The organism is Protaetiibacter larvae (genome assembly GCF_008365275.1).
GTDB lineage: Bacteria > Actinomycetota > Actinomycetes > Actinomycetales > Microbacteriaceae > Homoserinibacter > Homoserinibacter larvae.
This window is the reverse complement of record NZ_CP043504.1, coordinates 433,255-453,915: the sequence shown is the minus strand read 5'-3', so window position 1 is coordinate 453,915 and position 20,661 is coordinate 433,255. Positions and strand designations below refer to the sequence as shown.

The window sequence follows — 20,661 nt, the reverse complement described above, 5'->3', positions numbered from 1 at the left end:
TGCGGCGGATGCTGGCGGAGAAGTCGTATCCACAGGGAGGGGACGGGAGAGGACGCGGCTGAGTCCCGAGCGGGTTGGTCTCGAGACGCGTCGCCTGCGGCGGCGCTCCTCGACCGCCTGGGCAGCGCACCGCGCACGGCCTCCGCTGATCGAGTGCCGGCCGCAGGCCGGTGTATCGAGATCCGCGGACCCCCGCGCGTGCGCGACACTGGAGCCATGCGCATCGCCCTCACCGGAGCCAACGGCAAGCTCGGAACCGTCGTCGAGCGCGAGCTGCGCTCCCGCGGCCACGAGGTGGTCGCCCTCGACATCGCGGGCCCGCGCCGCGACGGCTTCACCCGGCTCGACCTCACCGACTATGGCGCCGTCGTCGACGCGCTCTCCGCGATCGACGAGCGCCACCGAGGCCTCGACGGCGTCGTGCACCTGGGCGCGATCCCGGCGCCCGGCCTCGAGACCGACATCGCGACCTTCCAGAACAACATGCTCGCGACCTTCCACGTCATCCAGGCGGCCCGCCGCGCGGGCATCCGCCGCATCGTGACGGCGTCCAGTGAGACCGTGCTCGGCCTGCCCTTCGAGACCCCGCCGCCCTACGCGCCCGTCGACGAGCAGTACGACACCCGCCCCGAGAGCACCTACTCGCTCACCAAGCACCTCGAGGAGGAGCTGGCCCGCAAGGTGGTGCGCTGGGATCCCGAGCTCAGCATTACGGCGCTGCGGTTCTCGAACGTCATGGTGCCGGACGACTACCCCGGCTTCGCGGCGTTCCAGACGGATCCCGCGAGCCGTAGGTGGAACCTGTGGGGCTACATCGACGCCCGGGATGCCGCCCAGGCCGTCGACCTCGCGCTGCAGAAGGCCGCGCCCGGCTTCGACCGCTTCGTGATCGCCGCCGCCGACACCGTCATGGAGCGCTCGAGCGCGTCGCTGCTCGCGGAGTTCTTCCCGGGCGTCGAGCTGCGCCGCGAGCTCGGCGAGTACGAGACGCTGCTGTCGATCGATCACGCCCGCGAGGTGCTCGGCTACGCGCCCGCGCACAGCTGGCGCGACTAGCCCCCCACGCCGCGGTTCATCCGGCGGACGCGACGTAGCCTGACAGCATGCAGACCCGGGCAGCACGACGCACCTCCGCGGGCGTCGTCGCCGGGGTGCTGATCCTGCTCGCCCTCGTGGCCGTGCACCTGCTGACCCCGGATGCCGTGGGCGGCGGCCTGCCGAACGCCGTGCGCGACTTCTTCACCCTGTCGATCAGCGTGCTCGTGGAGTCGCTGCCGTTCGTCTTCCTCGGGGTGCTGCTGTCGATCCTCGTGCAGGTCTGGGTGCCGGCGAGCCTGTTCGACCGCCTGCTCCCGCGGCGCCCCGTGCTGCGCCGGGCCGCGATGTCGCTGCTGGGGGTGCTGCTGCCGGTGTGCGAGTGCGGCAACGTGCCGCTCGCCCGCGCGCTCATCATCCGCGGACTCACCGTGTCGGAGTCGCTGACCTTCCTGCTGGCGGCACCGATCCTGAACCCGGTGACGATCGTGACGACGTTGCAGGCCTTCGGATGGGATCACGGCATCCTCGTCGGCCGGGTCGTGGGCGGCTTCCTCATCGCCAACCTGGTCGGCTGGCTGTTCAGCAGGCACCCGCGACAGCACGAGCTGCTCACCCCCCGCTTCGAGGCGAGCTGCCGGGCGCACCACGACCACCCCCTGCAGGGCCGGCGCCTGCGCCGCAGTGTGACCGGGTTCGCCGAGGAGACGAGCACCATGCTGCCCGCCCTCGTGATCGGCTCGGCCATCGCGGGTGCCATCCAGGTGGGGGTTCCGCGGGATGTGCTGCTGGCGCTCGGCTCGAACCCGATCTGGTCGGTGCTCGCGCTCATGGCGCTCGCCTTCGTGATCGCGATCTGCTCGAACGTCGACGCCTTCTTCATCCTGTCGTTCGGCTCGACGTTCATGCCGGGCGGCATCGTCGCCTTCCTCACCTTCGGGGCGATGGTGGACGTCAAGATGCTCGCCCTGTTGCGCACGACCTTCACGACGGCGACGCTCGTGCGGCTGACCGCGATCGTGGGGCTCGCCTGCCTGATCCTCGGATTCGGGGTGAACCTTGTCGGCTAGGCGCTTCCTCACCCACTGGCGGGGTCTGATGCTGAGCCTCGTCGGCATCGTCGCGATCGCGGGGCTGGCCCTCACCGGCCGACTGGGCCTCTACATCCATCCCCGCTACTTCGTCTTCACGGTGATCATGGCGGGGATCGCCGCGGTCGTGGTGCTCGCGGCGTTCGCCCTCCTGCCGACGGCGGCGAGCGACGACGACGGCTACGACGGCCACGAGCACGGGCCGACCCGGGCGGCCGGGTGGCAGGTGGCCGCGAGCGCCGTGCTCATCGCCCTGACGGCGGTCGCCCTGCTCGTGCTGCCGCCCGCGACCCTCACGAGCTCGACGGTCGAGCAGCGCGACCTCAACGGCTCGACCGCGAGCACGAACGTGCAGCTCGTCGGCGGCGACGACAGCGCCTTAACGGTGAAGGACTGGGCGGGGCTGCTGCGCCAGGGTGTCGGCGACGACTACCTCGCGGGCAAGACCCCGACGCTCGTGGGTTTCGTCACCCCGGATGCCGACGACCCCGACAACGTCTTCTACGTCACGCGCTTCGTCATCACCTGCTGCGCGGTGGACGCCCAGCCGGTAGGGGTGCCCGTCTACCTTCCCGGCTGGCAGGGGGAGTACGCGACCGACAGCTGGGTGAGCGTCACGGGCGCGTTCATCGACAACCCCAGCACGAGCAGCATGCAGCCGATCGTGCTGTCGCCCGCCGAGGTGGTCGCGACCGACCAGCCGGAGCAGCCGTATGTCTACTGACCGCGCGGGCGGCGCCGCTGGCGACGCCCGGCTCGAGCGGCAGCGGGCGGGCTTCCGGCGCCTCAGCCTCGGGGTGATCGTCGCGCTCGCCCTCGTCGCGGGCGGCCTCGGCGCGGTCAACGCCGCGCAGGGTCCGCGCCTCAGCTCGACCGAGCTCAACCCGCAGGCGCTCGTGACCCGCGCGGGTCAGCGCGTGGTGCTGCACGCCGACCAGCCGCTCGCCGAGCTCTCCGCGGCCGCGCTGACCATCTCGCCCGCGACCGACGCGACCGTGAGCGTCGACCAGGGCACGGCGACGATCCGTTTCGGCCGGATGCTCGACTACGCCACCCGCTACACGATCCGGCTCGAGGTTCGCGGCGCGGCGACCGGCACGGGGGCCGCCCTCGAGTTCTCTTTCACGACGCCCGACGTCGAGGTGTACTCGCTGCTGCGACACGATCCGGACGCGCCGGGGGAGCCGGACCGGATCCTGCGCAGCGGCCTCGCCGATGCGGGGTCGGGCGGGACCGTGTTCGAGGCGCCGCGCATCCAGGACTACGTCGCCCTGCGCGAGCTGCTCGCCGTGATCACGCTCGACGAGCGCGACGTCCCCGCGCTGACGGTCATCTCCCCGGCTGAGGGCGTGCGGGTGCCGATCGACGTCGGGGGCGCGGCGACGGTCCGCGAGTTGCACGCAGCGGGCACCGGCGACCTGTTCGGCTACATCCTCGACGCCGGGTACGGCGCGCCCGACGGCCCCCGCAACACGCTGTTCCTCTACGACCTGACCGACGCGACGGGGGTTCCCGCGCCCGTGACCGGGTTCGGCGGAGCACCGCTCGAGGTCATGTCGTGGACCTTCGTGCCCGGCACCACCTCGATCGTCGCGCAGGGGCTCGACCAGCAGCTCTACCTGATCGACCCGCTGGGTGGCGGCGACCCCACGCCGCTCGGGCAGCACGTCGGCATGCAGGGCTTCGTGCCGGGGACCACGCAACTGGTCGTCGTCGACCCGACGGGTTCCTCGGTCATCGACCTCGCCGACGGGAGCACCACGCCCCTCGAGCTGCCCGAGCCGAAGCCGCAGAGCGACCGCTACCCCGGAAAGCGCGTGCCGCTCGACGAGCGCACTGACGTCCAGCTCTTCACGCGGCTCGAGCCCGGTGCACCGAGCGAGGAGCGCAGCTCCTCGCTCGTCCTGAGTGACGCGGATGGCGAGCGCGAGCTGTTCCGCACCTCCTCGCCCGGCAGCTGGGTGCGCGACTTCTGCCTCTCGCCCAACGGCGAGTACCTCGCGGTCGAGGTGGTGTCGGGCGAGGGGCGCCCCGACAACTACCCGATCGAGTACGGCTTCAGCGCCACCTCGATCCGCTTCGTTCGGATCGCGGATGGCAGCTCCGACCGTGGCGTGCGCGGCTTCCTGCCCGACTGGTGCCGTTAGCCCGCGCGACGCTCGGCGCCGACGAGCTCCGCGAGCCAGCCGCGGGCGCGGGCGAGCAGCATTCGCGCCGGCGCCGTGTCGGCGGCCCAGTTCTCGAAGCCGTGCGGGCCGCCGGCCACGAGGTCGAGCACGACCGGCACCCCGGACGCCTCCAGCCGCCGCGCGTAGTCGCGCACCTCCGCCGAGAACAGCTCGATGTCGCCGACGCTCAGCCAGCTCGGGGGCAGCCCCGTGAGGTCGTCGCGGCGCGCGGCCACGGCGTAGCTCGGCAGCGCGGCCGCGCCAGGCGCCTGGCCGAGGTAGGCCGTCCAGCCGACCCGGTTGGACGTGTTGTTCCACACGGGGTGCTCCACCGCGTCGAGTGCGCGGTCGGCAGCGGTGCGGTCGTCGAGCATCGGGCAGAACAGCCACTGCCCGATCGGCTGCACGGGCGACTGGTCGCGCAGTCGCTGCACGGCGCACGCGGCCAGCCCGCCGCCCGCGCTCTCGCCGCCCACGATCACGCGCGCCGGGTCCACTCCGAGCGTCGCGGCCTCCGCCTGCAGCCACTGCCACGCGGCCGTCACGTCGTCGAGTCCGGCGGGGAAGGGATGCTCGGGCGCGAGGCGGTAGTGCGCCGAGACGACGACCATGCCGAGCTCCGCGGCGGTCTCGCTGCAGTGGCGTTCGTCCTGGCGGGGTGAGCCGATCACGAAGCCGCCTCCGTGCACCCAGAGCAGCACCGCGTCCGTGCGCTGCCGGACGGGGCGGTAGATGCGCACCCGCGCCGTCCTGGATCGCAGGGTCTCGACCCGCACGCCTGCCGCCCGCGTCACCGGCATGACCGCGGTCGCGGCCCGCGCGAGGCGGCGCACGGCTGCCCGTGAGACATCCGGAACGGGCAGTTTCGCGGTCGTGCTCCGCAGGTCGACGTCGACCAGGGCGAGGTCCATGGAGCAACTCTGCTGCCTCATCGCCGTGCCGTCAACAGTGTTGACCCGTGGCGTTCGATGACGTCGTGGGACGCCATATGACGCCGCGCGACCGAGGATGACGCGCCCGGTCGGCAGGTTACGCGCGGGTTTGCCTGCCGCGGCGATCCGACGTGTACTGGCCACTCCCGCACCAGGGAGCACCACCACATCCACGAAGGGAACCACCGTGACCGACCTGAAGTCGAAGCCCGACGCCCCGAGCGAACTGCGCTCGGCAGTCGAGGCCAGCAGCAAGAAGAAGCGCAACATCCTCATCACCGTCGCGGCCGTCGTCGTCGCGGCGCTCGTCGCGGGCGGCATCTTCCTCGCGACCTCGCTCGGCGGCAAGCCGGCCGACGACGCGGATGCCCGCACCGGTGCCGACGGCGCCCCCGCCGCGCGCCTGAGCCTCAAGCTCGCCGTGGCCGAGGACAGCCAGTTCCAGGACGCCCTCAAGGAGGTCGCGGCCGAGAAGGGCCTCGACGTCGAGTGGGTCAACGTGGACGACTGGGTGCTTCCCAACACTGAGCTCGTCGCGGGCAACGTGGACGGCAACGCCTTCCAGCACATCCTGTACCTGAGCGCGTTCAACGCCGAGAACAACGCCGACCTGACCCCGGTCTTCTCGACCGTCATCACCCAGTGGGGCATCTTCTCGAAGACCCTGAAGGATGTCGCGGACATCCCGGACGGCGGCCGCATCGCGATCCCGGACGACCCGTCGAACGGCGGACGCGCCCTGTTCATCCTCGAGGCCGCCGGCCTGATCGAGATCGCCGACGACGCGGGAGACTTCCCGACCGTCGAGGACGTCACCGACAACCCGAAGCACCTCGAGTTCGTCGCGCTCGGCGCCCGCGCCATCCCGACCCAGTTCGACGACCCGAGCCTCTCGGCAGTCGTGGTCGGCACCTCGTACTTCGACCCGGCCCAGAACGTCACCAAGGACGACGCGCTGTTCCTCGACGACTCGCTCGCCGAGCAGAACCTGCCCTACGTGAACGTGGTCGCCACGACCGCCGCGAACGCGGACAACCCGGCCTGGAAGATCCTCGAGGAGGCGTACGCCGACCCGCGCGTCAAGGAGGCCCTCGACGCCGAGAACTTCGGCAACACCGTCCTCGTGAAGGTGCCCGTCGAGAAGCTCCGCGACAAGCTCGCCGAGCTGCAGAAGGCCGCCGCGCAGAACTAGCAGTCGCGGTCGCCCCGCGACCGTGGACCCCGCGAGCGGGGCCGCGCCGGACACGATCCGGGCGGCCCCGCATCGCCGTGAGGAGGAACAGTGAGCACAGCGATCTCCTTCGAGAACGTCTCGAAGGTCTTCGAGGTGGGCGGCCGGCGCTTCGAGGCGCTCACCGACGTCAACCTGACCGTCGACCGCGGAGACATCTTCGGGATCGTCGGCTACTCGGGAGCCGGCAAGTCGACGCTGCTGCGCACCGTCAACGCACTCGAGCGACCCACGAGCGGCCGCGTCGTCGTCGACGGCCGCGAGATCTCCTCGCTGAGCGGCAAACCGCTGTGGGAGGCGCGGCAGCGCACCGGCATGATCTTCCAGCAGTTCAACCTGCTGTCCTCGCGCACCGTCTACAAGAACATCGCCTACCCGCTCGCGCTCGCGGGCGTCGGCAAGGGCGAGATCCTCGACCGGGTGGAGGAGCTGCTCGAGTTCGTCGGGCTCACCGACAAGGCCCTCTCCTACCCGTCCCAGCTCTCCGGCGGGCAGAAGCAGCGCGTCGGCATCGCGCGGGCCCTCGCGACGCGCCCCGAGATCCTCATCTCCGACGAGTCGACGAGCGCGCTCGACCCGCAGACCACGGGCGAGGTGCTCGAGCTGCTGCAGCGCGTGAACGCCGAGTACGGCGTCACGATCCTGCTCGTCACCCACGAGATCGACGTGATCCGCACGATCGCCAACAAGGTCGCCGTGATGGACAGCGGCCGCGTGGTCGAGCACGGCTCCGTCTACGACATCTTCTCCAACCCGCAGAACCCCACCTCGCGCCGCTTCGTCTCCTCGGTGCTGCACCACATCCCCTCCGAGGAGGCCCTCGCGTCGATCCGCGAGGTGCATCGCGGCCGGCTCGTGCAGATCCACGTGGAGAACCGCGAGTCGAACGACCCGTTCCTCTCGCGCGTCGCGCGGACGCGCGGGATCGACTTCAACGTCGTCTACGGCGGGGTGAGCGAGCTCGAGTCGCGCCTGTTCGGCAACCTCACCGTGGAGCTCCTCGGCGAGGATCGCGCGGTGGATGCCGCGATCGGCGACCTCCGTGAGGTCACCGCGGTGCACGAGCTGAGCGCGCCCGCGCGGGAGGTTATCCATGCGTGAGTTCGACCTGGAGGAGTTCCTGCCGCGCTTCTGGAAGGCGATCGGCGAGACCCTGCTCATGGCGAGCGTGTCGTTCGTGGCCGCCGCCATCCTGGGGGTGCTGCTCGCGCTCTGGCTCTACGCCTCGCGCCCCGGCAACATCCTCGAGAACCGCTACGTGTACGCGGTCATCAACTTCATCATCAACCTCATCCGCCCGGTGCCGTTCCTCATCGTCGCGATCGCCGTGGTGGGGCTCACCCGCATCGTGTTCGGAACGGGTCTCGGCCCGCTGCCGCAGACGCTGCCGCTCACGATCGTGGCGAGCGTGGCGATCGCGCGCGTCATCGAGTCGAACCTCGTGGCCGTCGACCCCGGCGCCGTCGAGGCGGGCACCTCGATGGGGGCGAGCCCCGTGCGGGTGCTCTTCACGATCGTGGTCCCCGAGTCGCTCGGACCGCTCGTGCTCGGCCTCACCTACATCCTCGTCGCGCTCGTGGATGCGACGGCGGTCGCGGGCACTCTCGGCGGCGGCGGCCTCGGCTACCTCGCCATGAACTACGGCTGGGCCCGGTTCGACTACACCGTCATCGTGATCGTGGTCATCACCCTCGTCATCCTCGTCCAAGCACTGCAAGCGGTCGGCAATGCCGTCGCACGAAGGGTCATGCATTGAATCTCGACGACTTCGGCGCGTTCCTCAGCCGGATCGCGCCGGATGCCCCGCGTCGCGAACGCGAGCGGGTCCTGCTCCACACCGAGCTCGCCGAGCTGCGGGAGCTCGGCTTCGGGGCGCTGCGCGTGCCGGCCGAGCGCGGCGGCCACCCGATCCCGCTCGAGCAGCTGTTCGCCCACCTCATCCGGCTGTCGGCGGCCGACGCGAGCCTCGGCCACATCCAGCGCGGGCACATCGCCTTCGTGGAGTCGTTGCGGGCGCAGGGCGCGGACGCCCCGCAGCACTGGTACGAGCGCCTCCTCGCGGGCGACTTCGTGGGCAACGCGCAGTCGGAGCGGCAGGACACCGCCCGACTCGAGACGCGCATCGCCCGGGAGGGCGACGCCGTGCTGCTGACCGGCACCAAGTACTACACGACGGGCAGCATCTACGCGGACTGGATCCACCTGGCCGCCCTCGACGGCGACGAGCGGGTCGCCGTGACGGTCACGGCGCACCACCCGGGGGTGCAGTCGGTCGACGACTGGGACGGCTTCGGCCAGCCCCTCACCGGCAGCGGCACGACGAGCTTCGAGCGCGTGCCGGTCGAGCCGGGCGACATCGCGGAGCCGACGACGGACGCCTCCCGCTGGCACCTGCTGGGCTCGGTGTTCCAACTGAGCCTGCTCGCCGTCATCGCGGGCATCGCCCAGCGCGCCCTCGACGACACGGTCGCGTTCGTGCGCCCCCGCCGGCGCACCTTCGGCTTCGCGGGCGAGACCCTGCCGCGCGAGGATCCGCTCGTGCAGCTCGTCGTGGGCGAACTGAGCGTCGCCGCCAGCACCGCCCGACGCCTCGTGCTCTCGCTCGCCGCCGAGCTCGGCGCGGCAGCGGATCGCGGCGCCGGCGCCGACGAGCTGCAGGCGATCCAGCTCGAGGTGTTCCGCCTGCAGGAGCAGGTTCCGCGTATCGTGCTGGAGGCGACCACGCGCCTGTTCGAGGTGGGTGGTGCGTCGGCGGTCGGCACGGGCTTCGCACTCGACCGGCACTGGCGCAACGTGCGGACGATCGCCTCGCACAATCCCGTGATCCAGCGCACGCGCGCCGTCGGCCAATACGAGCTGAACGGCACGCTGCCCGAGTGGAAGGCCCCCGGCGCATGACCTCGTTCCGCGGACTCGACGTCGGCGAGCAGGGCTTCGGCGGCATGGCGCTCGCCGAGGTCTACGGCCCCGCCGACACGGAGGCGTCGCTCGCGACCCTGCATCACGCCGTGGACGCCGGCATCCGGCTCATCGACACGGCCGACGTCTACGGCGGCGGCAGCAACGAGGAGCTCGTCGGGCGGCTGCTGAAGGATCGACGCGACGAGGTGGTGCTCGCCACCAAGTTCGGCATCCTGCGTACCCCGGATGCCGACGGCTTCCGGGCGCGCGGCGATGCGGCCTACCCCCGCCAGGCGGTGCAGGCGAGCCTGCGGCGACTCGGCGTCGACCGGATCGACCTGTACTACTACCACCGGGTCGATCCGCGGGTGCCGATCGAGGAGACCGTCGGCGCACTCGCAGAGCTCGTGCGCGAGGGCGTGATCGGGCACATCGGGCTCTCCGAGGTGACCGCGAGCGAGCTCGAGCGCGCGAACGCCGTGCACCCCATCACGGCGGTGCAGAGCGAGTGGTCGATCTGGAGCCGGGATGTCGAGGCGCAGGTGATCCCCACCGCGGCGCGCCTCGGCGTGGGCTTCGTCGCCTACTCGCCGCTCGGCCGCGGCTTCCTCGCCTCGCCGGTCACCGAGCTGCCGGAGGGCGACCTGCGCCGCAACTTCCCGCGCTTCCAGGAGGAGCGGCTCGCCGCCAATGCGCCGATCGGGGAGACCGTGCGCCGCGTGGCGGAGGCCGAGGGGGTCACCCCCGCGCAGCTCGCCCTCGCCTGGCTCGCCGAGCGGGGCCGCGCGCTGGGGGTGGGCGTGGTGCCGATCCCGAGCACGCGCCGCGCGGAGCGGATCGACGAGAACCTCGCGGCGGCGGGCATCCGGCTCAGCGCCGAGGCGCTCGCCGCGCTCGAACCGCTCGGTGCGCTCGTGACGGGCGACCGCGCCCGCTTCGTGGCAGACATCTCGCAGGGCCGCGAACGCGCCGAGGCGGCGGACGCCGCGGGGAACGCATGAGCGAGCTCGTCGCGCGCTTCGCCTCCGTCTTCGACGAGGTGGGCGCGGATGCGGTCACGCGCGAGCGCGAACGCCGGCTGCCGTACGCCGAGGTGGAGCTCCTGCGCGAGGCCGGCTTCACGCGGGTGACCCTGCCGGTCGAGTTCGGGGGTGACGGCGCCGGCCCCGCGGAGCTCTTCGAGCTGCTCGCCGAGCTCGCCCGCCGCGACCCCAACGTGGCCCAGCTGTTCCGCTCGCACTTCTCCTTCATCGATCGCACGCTGCACGCCCCCGACTCGCCCACCCGCACACGGCGGCTCGCCCTGCTCGCCGACGGCGCGATCCACGGCAACGCCACCTTCGAGAAGGGCCCGGCGAAGGTCGGAAGCTACGACACCCGCCTCGTGACGGATGCCGAGGGGCTGAGGCTCGACGGTCGCAAGTTCTACAGCACCGGCACGCTGTTCGCCGATCTCGTGTCGGTGCTCGCCGACCGCGACGGCGAGTTCGTGAGCGTGCTCGTGCGCACCGACGCCGCGGGCGTGGAGCGCCTCGACGACTGGGACGGCTTCGGCCAGCGGATGACGGGCTCCGGCACGACCGTGTTCGAGGGCGTGCGGGTGAGCGCCGAGGACGTGCTCGAGCGGGAGGACCGCCCCTCGCACGGCGGCGCCTTCGTGCAGCTCGTGCTGCTCGCCACCCTCACCGGGATCGGGCGCGCGGTCGTCGACGACGCCGTGCGCTTCGTGCGCGCCCGCACCCGCTCCTACTCGCACGCGAGCGCGGCGACGGTGCGCGAGGACCCCATCGTGCAGGAGACCGTCGGCGAGCTCTCGGCGGCCTCCTTCGCCGCCGACGGCGCCCTGGCCCTCGCCGTCGCGGCACTGCAGGCGGCGAGCGACGCGAGTCGCGCGGGGGAGCCGGAGGAGGCGCTGCGCGCCCGGATCGCGACCGCGGACCTCGCCACCACGCGCGCCCAGCTCGTCATCATCCCGAACGTGCTGCGGGCCGCCACCGAGCTGTTCGAGGTGGGCGGCGCGAGCGCCGTCTCCACCGGGCTCGCCCTCGACCGCCACTGGCGCAACGCCCGCACGGTGGCATCCCACAACCCCGCGCGCTACAAGGCGCGCATCGTCGGCGACCACCTCGTCAACGACACCCCCGTGGTGTCGTGGTGGACCAACGGCGAAGCCTGAACGGAGCAGCATGACCGAGCCGAAGAAGCTCATCCTCAACCTGTTCGAGATGAACACGGTGAGCCACATCAGTCACGGCCTGTGGCCGCTGCCGGGCAACAACCGGCATCGCTTCAACGACATCGAGTACTGGACCGAGCTGGCCGGGATCCTCGAGGACGGCAGCTTCGACGGGGTGTTCCTCGCCGACGTCGTGGGCGCCTACGACACCTTCCGCGGCGGCCCCGCGACGGCCATCCGCGAGGGGCTGCAGATCCCCTCGAACGACCCGCTGCTGGTGATCCCGGCGATGGCGGCGGTCACGAAGCATCTCGGCTTCGGGGTCACCTTCTCCACGAGCTACGAGCCGCCGTTCTCCTTCGCGCGGCGCATGTCGACCCTCGACCACCTGACCCGTGGGCGGGTCGGCTGGAACATCGTCACCTCGTACCTGCCCAACGCGGCCCGCAACTTCGGGCTCGAGGACGAGATCCCGCACGACCGTCGCTACGAGATCGCCGACGAGTTCCTCGACGTGGTCTACAAGCTCTGGGAGGGATCCTGGGACGACGACGCGGTGCTCATCGACCGCGAGAACCGGGTCTACACCGACCCCGCGAAGGTGCGCTACATCGACCACGTGGGCGAGAACTTCCGCGTCGCCGGCCCGCACCTCAGCGAGCCCTCGCCGCAGCGCACGCCGGTGCTCTACCAGGCCACCGGGTCGCCCGCGGGCATCGAGTTCGCCGGCCGCCACGCGGAGCTCGTGTTCACGGGTGGCAAGACCGCCGAGGACTTCCGCCGCAACGCGGATGCCGTGCGCGACGCCGCCGAGCGCCACGGCCGTCGCCGCGACGGGCTGCGGTTCGTCATCCAGGCCGGGATCATCGTGGGCCGCACCGAGGAGGAGGCGGCCGACAAGTGGCGCAGCTATCAGCGGAACTTGAGCGTCGAGGGCATCCTCGCGCACTCCGGGTTCCCCCTCGACCTGCCGAAGCTGCCGCGCGAGCTCACCATCGGGGCGGCACTGGATGCCGCGGGGCTCGACCGTTCGGCCGTGCCGTTCCTCAGCCCCGACACGACGGTCGGGGCGGCGCTCGACGGGCTGCGCGCCCAGCGCGAGGGGCGTTTCTTCGTCGCAGGCACCCCGAAGGTGGTTGCCGACGAGATCGAGCGCTGGCTCGACGAGGACGGCGTCGACGGCATCAACCTGCGCCAGTACCACTCCTTCGACACGGCCCGCGACTTCGCGGAGCTCGTGGTGCCCCAGCTGCGCGCGCGCGGCCGCATCGCCGAGCGCGGGGAGCATCCGGTGACCCTGCGCGAGCGGTTGTTCGGGCGCGGTCCGCGGCTCGAGGAGCCGCACGTCGCCACCCGCTATCGCGGCGGCGCCCACCTGGACGTGCCCCTGGAGCGCCTGCGCTTCGCCTGAGCGGCGCCTGCTACTTCGGCGTGTGCACGAGGGTGAAGGTGCCGTCCTCGTGCACGCGGTCGCCGGCGGCGTTCCAGGTCCGGGTCGCGATCTCGGCGCTGCCCGGCGAGCCGATGTCCCAGTTCGTGAACTCGACCCCGGCCTCGGTCGCGGTGGCGAGGAGCTCGTCCGGGTGCGCCCCCAGGAAGGTGACGTACCAGATGCCCGGGACCGGCGGTGGCTGGATGGGGGAGTCGGGGCAGGTGACCTGCCAGTCGCCGCCGGCGAGCGTGGTGTTGAACCGCAGCTTCACGTCGTCGAGCCTCCCGGTGCGCTGCTGACCGCTCTCGACCGCCACCGCGTCGAAGCCGCTGGCGAGCAGATCCATCCCGAGGAAGAAGAACTCGCCGTCGGTGGGGGTCGCGGTCGCGGTGCATTCGTACCAACCCGCCTGTTCGGCGGTCGCCGAGGTGTTGGTGAGCGTCGCCGACGCGGGGCGGAACTGCGGTTTCCACTTGCCGGTCGTGGCGTCGGTCGCGTCGAGGTCGACGGCGAACTCTACGCTCGCCTCGACGGCCGTCGTCCATCCGGCGTCGCCCTCCAGCACGGCTTCCGACTCGAAGTCGAGTCGGAAGCTCAGGCAGCCGATCACCTTCGCCCGCAGCTCCTCCTCGACGGCCGGATCGCTCGCGCCGGCCACTCCGAGCTGCCGGACCATGGCGATGTACAGCGGCAGGATGCGGTAGGTGAGGTGCTCGTCCTTGCAGTAGGTGTACTCCTGGTCGATGCACGTCTTCGCGACCGTCGTCACGATCCCGATCAGGCGGCCGTCCTGGTCCGGTTCGGCGCCGATCAGCGCCAGCTTCCGCTGGAAGCGGGCGTAGGTGTCCGCCGCGACCAGGCCCGCGGCGCAGCTGTCGGCGGCGTGCGCGATGCGCGGCTCGAGCACGTAGTCGCGGAAGAGGTCGAGGAACGGCTGCAGCGCGTCCAGGTCGATCGGGCCGCGGCTGCCGTCGGCGCGCGGCGCGGTCTGCAGCTGGATGCGCCGGTCCAGTTCGCTCTCGACGGACCGCGCCGCATCCCCGCCGAGCCGGTACTCCTCCTGCACCTTGTTGGGCGCCGTGGCTGCGGTGCCGTACCCGCTGAAGTGGTCGGTCGAGATCGAGATCCCGGTCGCGCCGAGAGTCGGGAGGGCGAACGCGAGGTCGTCGCCGGAGCCGCGGTACTGGTAGAGCAGCTGCTGGTCGCCGGGGATCGGCGTGACGGGGACGATGTCGATCGTGGCGTAGGCGTCGAGCTGCGTTCCGTCGGGCTCGATCTGCACCCCGTAGCTCGCGGTCTCCCCGAAGGGGAGGCCGGTCGTCGACGTCACGGGGATGAGGGTGACCTCCGTCGCGGCCCGGAGAGCGTCCGGCGGGATCGTGAGCGTGTAGCTGGTGCCATCGGCGCCGGTCGCGGCCAGCGTTCCGCCCTCGATGGGGACGACCGCGCTGACCGCACGATCCGCGTCGGTCTCCGTGCGGACGTCGGTCGGCGTGGACTGCTCGAGGGTCCAGGCGAGTCCGCTGGGGACGGGCGACGGCGTGCGCCCCGAGGGGAAGCACGCGGTGAGCAGGGCTGCTGCCGTCGACAGCGCGAGGAGGCTCGCGACGATGCGTGCGGCCGGGGTGGCGGGGCGGGGCGTCATCGCGGGTCCCTCCAGGGCTGGGCGGCGGTGGAGGAATGCTATCGCTCAGGGTGCGGCGGGCGCACCGGGTGCAGCCCCGATGACGGCGACGTCCGGGTGCGGGTCGAGCCGGTACCCGCGACCGCGGATGGTGCGGATGACGTCGCCGTACGGCGCCAGGCGGCGGCGCAGTCGTTGCAGGTAGACGTCGATCGTGCGCTCGCTGATCTCGTCGGGCTCGTCGCCGCCGGCGAGCGCGGCGAGCAGCGCACGACGCTCGTGGATGACGCCCTGGTGCCGCACGAGGTGGGTGAGCAGCGCCTGCTCGCGGTAGGTGAGGTGCACGGGTTCGCCGTCGACGCTCACCCGGTGCCGGGCGAGATCGACGACGACCCCCTCCGAGCGGCGCGCCGCCAGCGCGGATCCGCGGTGCACGGAGGGCTCGCCGAGTGCCGTGCGCACCGCCTCGAGCGCCGCCACCTGCGCACCCTCGGGTGCGAGCACGACGGAGGCGAAGGTCTCGGCCCCCGGGATGCCGGTGAGGGCGCGCTGCACGTCGTCGACGAGCTCGCCGATGTCGACGCCGGCGGCACCGGCGGTCGCCTCGTCGAGTCCCACGTAGATGCCGAAGCCGCGCAGCGCGAGCCCGGTCGGGGCGGCGAGCGGTGCCACCCCCGCGGCGTGCGGATGCGCGCTCCCCTCCCAGGGGATCGCCACGTAGTCCGCACCCATCCTTCGAGTGTGCCGGGGTCGTCGACCCCGGGCCATCGGCGTGACACAGTGCGACGGAGTGCGACGATCTGCGACGGACTGTGACGCCGCGGGGCTCAGGCCGGGGCGGACGGCGTGCGCCGGTACGGCGTGACGAGGCGGTGGATGAAGGCGAGCTTCGCGCGCACGGGCGCGGGCAGTTCGAAGGGGTAGAGGTCGCGCTGCCCCATGGCCCGGCTGACGCGGTTGAAGAACAGCGACAGCCACCCCCAGTCGTCGAGCATCCGCTCGAGCTCGTCGCGGGGGTAGTCGGTCTCCGGCACGATGTCGTGATCGACGATGCCGGGCGCGCGGTCGGCCTGCAGCACCATCCCGGCCGCCGCCGCGGTGGCGAGCGTGTTGCGGAGGTGCAGGTAGTGCGCGAAGCACTCCGCGAAGTCCTCCCAGGGGTGCATCGTGGCGTACTCGGAGATGAACGAGGCTCGCCAGTTCGCGGGCGCCCCCACGCTGTAGTGCCGGTCGAGGGCGTCGCGGTAGCTCGCCCGCTCGTCGCCGAACAGGGCGCGGCAGGCCTCCCAGGAGGCCTCGTCGACGATCAGCTCCTTCTGGTAGTAGTGGCCGATCTCGTGGCGGAAGTGGCCGAGCATCGTGCGGTACGGCTCGCCGAGCGACACCCGCAGCGCCTCGCGACGGGCGTCGAGGGTCTCCGCGAGGTCGATCGTGATGATGCCGTTCGCGTGGCCGATCATCACGGGCGCGTTCGCGGAGAGGCTCGAGAGCAGGTCGAAGCCGAGGCCGCCCTCGCGCTCGTCGTAGGGCACGATCGGCAGACCGAGCTCGAGCAGCTGCACGATGAGGCGGCGCTTGGCGATCCCGGCATCCGCGAGCTTCTCCCAGGCGACGGTGTCGGCCGCGTCCGGTTCGCGACGGGTGAGACGGCACGAGAAGCAGCGGCCGGTGCCGGCGTCCTCGGCGACGAGCCAGTTGCATCCCCAGGGCCGGTTGCGGCACGGGAACCAGCGCTCGCCCTCGACGAGCGCTCCGCCCGGCTCGGCCGCCCGGAAGCTCAGACTCGGGTGGTGGTAGCCGAGCTCCGCGGCGCAATGCCGGCAGGCGAGCTCGTCGAGGAAGACGAAGCGTCCGCAGCGGGGACATCGGGGCACGGCCACGCTCGGAGTCTAGGCACCCCCCTGTCGGCGAGGGCGGTGCGCCACGAGTTCCATGCCTCGTCGAGGGGCGACGCGTGGCTGTGGGCGGCGAGTCGTCGAGCGATCGCACCCGGCGCCTCGAGGGAGAGCTCCTGCCCGGACGGCGGCGGTCGGTAGCCGATCGCGACGAGCGTGTCGAGCACGCGGTGGGCACCCAGCACGCCCGGCTCGGGGGTCGCGGCGTCGACCTCCAGGCGCTCGATGAGTGCCGGGCGTCCGTCGAGCTCGATTTCGGTGTCCGCCACGATCGCGCCACCGCGCTCGCCGTGGCGACCGAGCACGAGCGTCTCGCGCAGCAGCGCAGCCGCACCCGCGGCGAGCTCGATCCGGGTCGTGCGCCGGGTGCGCGCGCCCGCGGCGGCCACGAACGGCAGCCCGCGCCAGACCAGGGCACCCCCGGCGCCCACCTGGGCGTCCACGCGCCAGGACGAGACCCCCGGGTAGGCGACCGTGCCGCCGACATCCTCGATCTCGAGGGTGCAGCCCGCCCCGACCTCGACCTCGACGACGAGCTCGTCCCCGTCGAGCAGCAGCATCTGCGCGGCGCTCACCGCGAGCAGCGCGCTGCGCGGCCCGCGCTCGACGATGCGCGGCGCCAGCATCCCGACAGCGAGCTCGACCCGGGAGCGCGCCTCGCCCGCGGCGAGGGCGATCCGGGTCGCGTCAGTGCCCGTGGCTCGCCCCGGCATGCGGATGCGGGTGGGTGTCGGCGTCCTCGGCGTGGCTGTGCACGTAGCCGCCGTCCGGGTGCTCCTCGTCGGCGTGGAAGTGCGGGGCCATCGGGCCGGGATCCTGCGGGACGTGCGTGCCGCGGCGGTGCGCCTCGAGCATCCCGAGCACCCACAGCCGCAACTCGGCCACCGAGTCGGCGTCGCTGCGGGAGAGCGCCAGCACCGGGCGTCCCTCGCGGGCCAGCAGGGCGTCGGCGACCATCTCCGGCACGTCGACGCCGACATACGGTGCGAGGTCGGTCTTGTTGACGACGAGCAGGTCGGCCCGCCCGATGCCGGGACCGCCCTTGCGGGCCACGTCCCCGCCGCCCGCCACGTCGAGCACGAACAGCTGCGCGTCGACGAGGGCGGGGGAGAAGGTGGCGGTCAGGTTGTCGCCGCCCGACTCGATGAGCACGACGTCGAGCGGGGAGAAGTCGCGCTCGAGGTCTTCGGCCGCGAGCAGGTTCGCGGTGATGTCGTCGCGGATGGCGGTGTGCGGGCAGGCGCCCGTCTCGACCGCGCGGATGCGTTCCGGCTCGAGCACCCCCGCCGAGCGCAGGAAGCGCGCGTCCTCGTCGGTGTAGATGTCGTTGGTGATCACCCCGAGGCGCAGCTCGCCGGCGAGCGCCCGGCAGATGGTCGCGATGAGCGACGACTTGCCGGTGCCGACGGGGCCGGCCACCCCCAGGCGGAGCGCGCGGACGGATGCGGTGTTGTCAGCCACGGAAGAGCCTCCCTCGTGCGGTGGCGTGCGATTCGGCCCACGCCTCGGCCTGCGGTGCGCTCAGGGAGGGGATGTCCTCCGGGTGCCGCACCGCGCTGATGGTCGGGATGCGCGCCTCGATCGAGGCGCAGCTGGAGAGCACGAGCGCGACGCCGTCGGCGGGGTCGCGGGGGTCGAGCTTGAGGAGCGCGGCGACCGCGCCCGCGAGGTCGTCGTAGACGGCGAGGCGCACGAGCTGCTCGGGCTCGAGGCCGGTCTCGGCCGCGATCGCGCCCAGCACGAGCGGTCGCGGCGGCGGGCTGCTCGCGACGCCGAGCGCCGTGATGGCCGCCGAGTCCGGCCAGATCCGCTCCGCGAGTCGCCGCAGCCCGCGCCCGAGGTCGCGGGAGGCCTCGCGCATCGCCCGGCTCGGCGTTCGGGCGGTCCAGGCGTCCTCGACCGCCGCGAGCGGCGCGCCGACGAGCGCGGCATGGCGCGCGGCGACCGCGGTGCCGGCGTCGACGAGCGTGGTGGTCCGCGCCCGCGCCCGCAGGAACGCGGCGGCCTCGCTCGCCGGCATCCCGCCGAGGAGCGCCGGCTCGAGACCCGAGGAGTGGGCGTGCCCGCCGCTCGGCAGCCGGGCGTCGGCGAGCAGCATCGCGATCGTCGCGGGGTCGGCTGCGAGGGCGGTCATGGCGATCCTCAGAACAGTTGGTACAGCTGCGCGAGGGGCAGCGATTCGGCGGGTGCGGGCACGACGGGCTCCCCGTCGATCGCGATCTCGAAGGTGTCGGGGCGGATGTCGATGCGCGGCAGCGCGGCGTTGCACCGCATGTCGGCCTTGCCGATGCCGCGGGTCGGTGCCACGGCGTGCAGCCGCCGCCGCAGGCCGAGCTCCCCCGCGAGCCCCGCATCGATCGCCGCGGGGGAGACGAAGGCGAGCGAGGTGTCCGCCCCGATGGCGTCGCCGAAGGCGGGCCGCTGCAGCACGGGCTGCGGGGTGGGGATGGAGGCGTTCGGATCGCCGAGCGCCCCCCAGGCGAGCACGCCCCCCTTCATGACGACCTCGGGCCGCACCCCGAAGAAGCGCGGATCCCACAGCACGAGGTCGGCGAGCTTGCCCACCTCGACGGAGCCGATCTCGGCGTCGACGCCGTGGGCGATCGCCGGGTTGATCGTGTACTTGGCGACGTAGCGGCGGGCCCGCTCGTTGTCGGCGGGGAGGCTCGCCCCGAGCGCTCCGCGCCGCAGCTTCATGACGTGCGCGACCTGCCAGGTGCGGGTGATGACCTCGCCGATGCGGCCCATCGCCTGCGCATCCGAGGAGGTGATCGACAGGGCACCCAGGTCGTGCAGGATGTCCTCGGCCGCGATGGTGGTCGCCCGGATGCGGGACTCCGCGAAGGCGAGGTCCTCGGGCACCGCGGGGTTCAGGTGGTGGCAGACCATGAGCATGTCGAGATGCTCGGCGACCGTGTTGACGGTGTGCGGCAGGGTCGGGTTGGTCGAGCCGGGGATCACGTGCGGCAGCGACGCGAGGGTCAGGATGTCGGGGGCGTGCCCGCCGCCGGCCCCCTCGACGTGGAAGGCGTGGATGGATCTGCCGCCGATGGCGCGGATCGTCGACTCGACGTAGCCGGCCTCGTTCAGCGAGTCCGAATGGAGAGCGACCTGCAGCCCCCAGTCATCGGCGGCGCGGAGGGCGGCGTCGATCGCCGCGGGCGTCGATCCCCAGTCCTCGTGCACCTTGTAGCCGCCCGCGCCGGCGAGCGCCTGCTCGGCGAGCGCCTCGGCCGAGACCGTGTTGCCCTTCCCGAGCAGCAGAACGTTGACCGGCAGGGTGTCGAGTGCGCGCAGGATGCTGCTCAGATGCCAGGCGCCCGGCGTCACGGTCGTGGCCTTCGACCCTTCGGACGGCCCAGTGCCGCCGCCGACGACCGTCGTGATGCCGGTCGCGAGGGCCTCGTGCAGCTGCGACGGCGAGAGCAGGTGCACGTGCGAGTCGATCGCGCCCGCGGTGACGATGCGCCCCTCGCCCGAGACGACGTCCGTCGACGGGCCGATGACCATGTCGATGCCGTCGCTCAGCTCGGGGTTGCCGGCGTGGCCGATCCCGACGATGCGTCCGTCGCGGATGCCGATGTCGGCCCGGACCACGCCCCACCAGTCGAGGATGATCGCGTTCGTGATGACGGTGTCGAGCGCGCCGCCCGCCCGGCTGAGCGTGGACTGCGCCATCGACTCGCGGATCGACTTGCCGCCGCCGAAGACCGCCTCCTCCCCGCCCGCGGTGCGATCCTCCTCGACCTCGATCCAGAGCTCGGTGTCGCCGAGGCGCAGCTGGTCGCCGACGGTCGGCCCGTAGATGGCGGCGTAGCGCGCCCGCGTGATCCGCACCATCAGAGCACCCCGCCGTCCGTCTTGAGCTGGATGCCCGGCACGACGCGGGTGCCGCGGATGGCGACGGCGTCGAGCTCGCGGGAGGCCCCCGGCTCGAAGCGCTGCGAGGTGCCGGAGGGGATGTCGAGTCGGAAGCCGTGGGCGGCGGCGCGGTCGAACTCGAGCGCCGTGTTCGCGTCGGGCAGGTGCAGGTGGGAGCCGAGCTGGATGGGGCGGTCGCCGGTGTTGACGAACACCAGGCGGATGCGCTCGGTGTCGCCGCGGTCGGCGTTGAGTTCGATGTCGCCGTCCCGGACGCGCATCGCGCCGGGTCCCGTGCCGGATGCGGTTGCCACG

General features: G+C 72.4%; 20 protein-coding genes. 11 read left to right on the top strand and 9 right to left on the bottom strand.

The genetic code is table 11. The annotated features are described in order from the left end of the window. The first annotated feature begins 216 nt into the window (after nucleotides 1-216). The 4 genes from FLP23_RS02155 to FLP23_RS02140 are packed head-to-tail and all read left to right on the top strand — an operon-like array spanning nucleotide 217 to nucleotide 4,273. On the top strand, nucleotides 217-1,056 hold the full coding sequence (locus tag FLP23_RS02155) for an NAD-dependent epimerase/dehydratase family protein (protein WP_149324357.1): 840 nt from the start codon (nucleotides 217-219) through the stop codon (nucleotides 1,054-1,056). 47 nt (nucleotides 1,057-1,103) lie between these two features. Then, nucleotides 1,104-2,105, top strand: coding sequence for a permease (locus tag FLP23_RS02150; RefSeq protein WP_149324356.1), 1,002 nt, complete (start codon nucleotides 1,104-1,106; stop codon nucleotides 2,103-2,105). A 28-nt stretch (nucleotides 2,106-2,133) separates the two neighbouring features. Further along, the gene (locus FLP23_RS02145) at nucleotides 2,134-2,850 is read left to right on the top strand and encodes a TIGR03943 family putative permease subunit (RefSeq protein WP_149324355.1); all 717 of its coding nucleotides are present in this window, start codon (nucleotides 2,134-2,136) and stop codon (nucleotides 2,848-2,850) included. After that, nucleotides 2,840-4,273, top strand: a complete 1,434-nt coding sequence (locus tag FLP23_RS02140; RefSeq protein WP_149324354.1) for a hypothetical protein — start codon at nucleotides 2,840-2,842, stop codon at nucleotides 4,271-4,273. Before FLP23_RS02145 ends, FLP23_RS02140 begins: the two co-directional genes overlap by 11 nt. Here FLP23_RS02140 and FLP23_RS02135 read toward each other — a convergent pair. After that, a complete protein-coding gene (locus tag FLP23_RS02135; RefSeq protein WP_149324353.1) occupies nucleotides 4,270-5,205 on the bottom strand; it encodes an alpha/beta hydrolase in 936 nt (311 codons plus the stop codon). The genes FLP23_RS02140 and FLP23_RS02135 overlap by 4 nt on opposite strands. 208 nt (nucleotides 5,206-5,413) lie before the next feature. Here FLP23_RS02135 and FLP23_RS02130 point away from each other — a divergent pair, with 208 nt between their 5' ends. The 7 genes from FLP23_RS02130 to FLP23_RS02100 all read left to right on the top strand — a co-directional run bounded on the left by FLP23_RS02130 (nucleotide 5,414) and on the right by FLP23_RS02100 (nucleotide 12,945). Next, nucleotides 5,414-6,418 (top strand): MetQ/NlpA family ABC transporter substrate-binding protein, encoded by a 1,005-nt coding sequence (locus FLP23_RS02130; RefSeq protein WP_246140023.1) that lies wholly within the window; start codon nucleotides 5,414-5,416, stop codon nucleotides 6,416-6,418. Between the two features lie 90 nt (nucleotides 6,419-6,508). After that, nucleotides 6,509-7,558, top strand: a complete 1,050-nt coding sequence (locus FLP23_RS02125; protein ID WP_149324351.1) for a methionine ABC transporter ATP-binding protein — start codon at nucleotides 6,509-6,511, stop codon at nucleotides 7,556-7,558. Then, a complete protein-coding gene (locus tag FLP23_RS02120) occupies nucleotides 7,551-8,213 on the top strand; it encodes a methionine ABC transporter permease (RefSeq protein WP_149324350.1) in 663 nt (220 codons plus the stop codon). The genes FLP23_RS02125 and FLP23_RS02120 overlap by 8 nt, the downstream gene beginning before the upstream one ends. Beyond that, on the top strand, nucleotides 8,210-9,355 hold the full coding sequence (locus tag FLP23_RS02115) for an acyl-CoA dehydrogenase family protein (protein ID WP_149324349.1): 1,146 nt from the start codon (nucleotides 8,210-8,212) through the stop codon (nucleotides 9,353-9,355). Before FLP23_RS02120 ends, FLP23_RS02115 begins: the two co-directional genes overlap by 4 nt. Then, a complete protein-coding gene (locus tag FLP23_RS02110; RefSeq protein WP_149324348.1) occupies nucleotides 9,352-10,359 on the top strand; it encodes an aldo/keto reductase in 1,008 nt (335 codons plus the stop codon). The genes FLP23_RS02115 and FLP23_RS02110 overlap by 4 nt, the downstream gene beginning before the upstream one ends. Further along, nucleotides 10,356-11,534 (top strand): acyl-CoA dehydrogenase family protein, encoded by a 1,179-nt coding sequence (locus tag FLP23_RS02105; RefSeq protein WP_149324347.1) that lies wholly within the window; start codon nucleotides 10,356-10,358, stop codon nucleotides 11,532-11,534. The genes FLP23_RS02110 and FLP23_RS02105 overlap by 4 nt, the downstream gene beginning before the upstream one ends. A gap of 10 nt (nucleotides 11,535-11,544) precedes the next feature. Continuing rightward, nucleotides 11,545-12,945 (top strand): NtaA/DmoA family FMN-dependent monooxygenase, encoded by a 1,401-nt coding sequence (locus FLP23_RS02100; protein WP_149324346.1) that lies wholly within the window; start codon nucleotides 11,545-11,547, stop codon nucleotides 12,943-12,945. A 10-nt stretch (nucleotides 12,946-12,955) separates the two neighbouring features. On the opposite strand, the gene FLP23_RS12170 is transcribed toward FLP23_RS02100, so the two are convergent. The 8 genes from FLP23_RS12170 to ureB all read right to left on the bottom strand — a co-directional run bounded on the left by FLP23_RS12170 (nucleotide 12,956) and on the right by ureB (nucleotide 20,660). Beyond that, complete coding sequence (locus tag FLP23_RS12170) at nucleotides 12,956-14,611, bottom strand: hypothetical protein (RefSeq protein WP_168200353.1); 1,656 nt, start codon at nucleotides 14,609-14,611, stop codon at nucleotides 12,956-12,958. 45 nt (nucleotides 14,612-14,656) lie between these two features. Beyond that, on the bottom strand, nucleotides 14,657-15,322 hold the full coding sequence (locus tag FLP23_RS02090; RefSeq protein WP_149324345.1) for a winged helix-turn-helix domain-containing protein: 666 nt from the start codon (nucleotides 15,320-15,322) through the stop codon (nucleotides 14,657-14,659). 95 nt (nucleotides 15,323-15,417) lie between these two features. After that, nucleotides 15,418-16,464, bottom strand: coding sequence for a zinc-binding metallopeptidase family protein (locus tag FLP23_RS02085; RefSeq protein WP_210413920.1), 1,047 nt, complete (start codon nucleotides 16,462-16,464; stop codon nucleotides 15,418-15,420). Beyond that, nucleotides 16,368-17,198, bottom strand: coding sequence for an urease accessory protein UreD (locus FLP23_RS02080; RefSeq protein ID WP_149324343.1), 831 nt, complete (start codon nucleotides 17,196-17,198; stop codon nucleotides 16,368-16,370). The genes FLP23_RS02085 and FLP23_RS02080 overlap by 97 nt, the downstream gene beginning before the upstream one ends. Next, on the bottom strand, nucleotides 17,173-17,946 hold the full coding sequence (ureG, locus tag FLP23_RS02075) for an urease accessory protein UreG (protein ID WP_149324342.1): 774 nt from the start codon (nucleotides 17,944-17,946) through the stop codon (nucleotides 17,173-17,175). The genes FLP23_RS02080 and ureG overlap by 26 nt, the downstream gene beginning before the upstream one ends. Then, nucleotides 17,939-18,619, bottom strand: a complete 681-nt coding sequence (locus FLP23_RS02070; protein ID WP_149324341.1) for an urease accessory protein UreF — start codon at nucleotides 18,617-18,619, stop codon at nucleotides 17,939-17,941. The genes ureG and FLP23_RS02070 overlap by 8 nt, the downstream gene beginning before the upstream one ends. 8 nt (nucleotides 18,620-18,627) lie before the next feature. Further along, on the bottom strand, nucleotides 18,628-20,325 hold the full coding sequence (locus FLP23_RS02065) for an urease subunit alpha (protein WP_210413918.1): 1,698 nt from the start codon (nucleotides 20,323-20,325) through the stop codon (nucleotides 18,628-18,630). Beyond that, the gene (ureB, locus tag FLP23_RS02060) at nucleotides 20,325-20,660 is read right to left on the bottom strand and encodes an urease subunit beta (RefSeq protein ID WP_149324340.1); all 336 of its coding nucleotides are present in this window, start codon (nucleotides 20,658-20,660) and stop codon (nucleotides 20,325-20,327) included. The genes FLP23_RS02065 and ureB overlap by 1 nt, the downstream gene beginning before the upstream one ends. Nucleotide 20,661 lies beyond the last annotated feature (1 nt).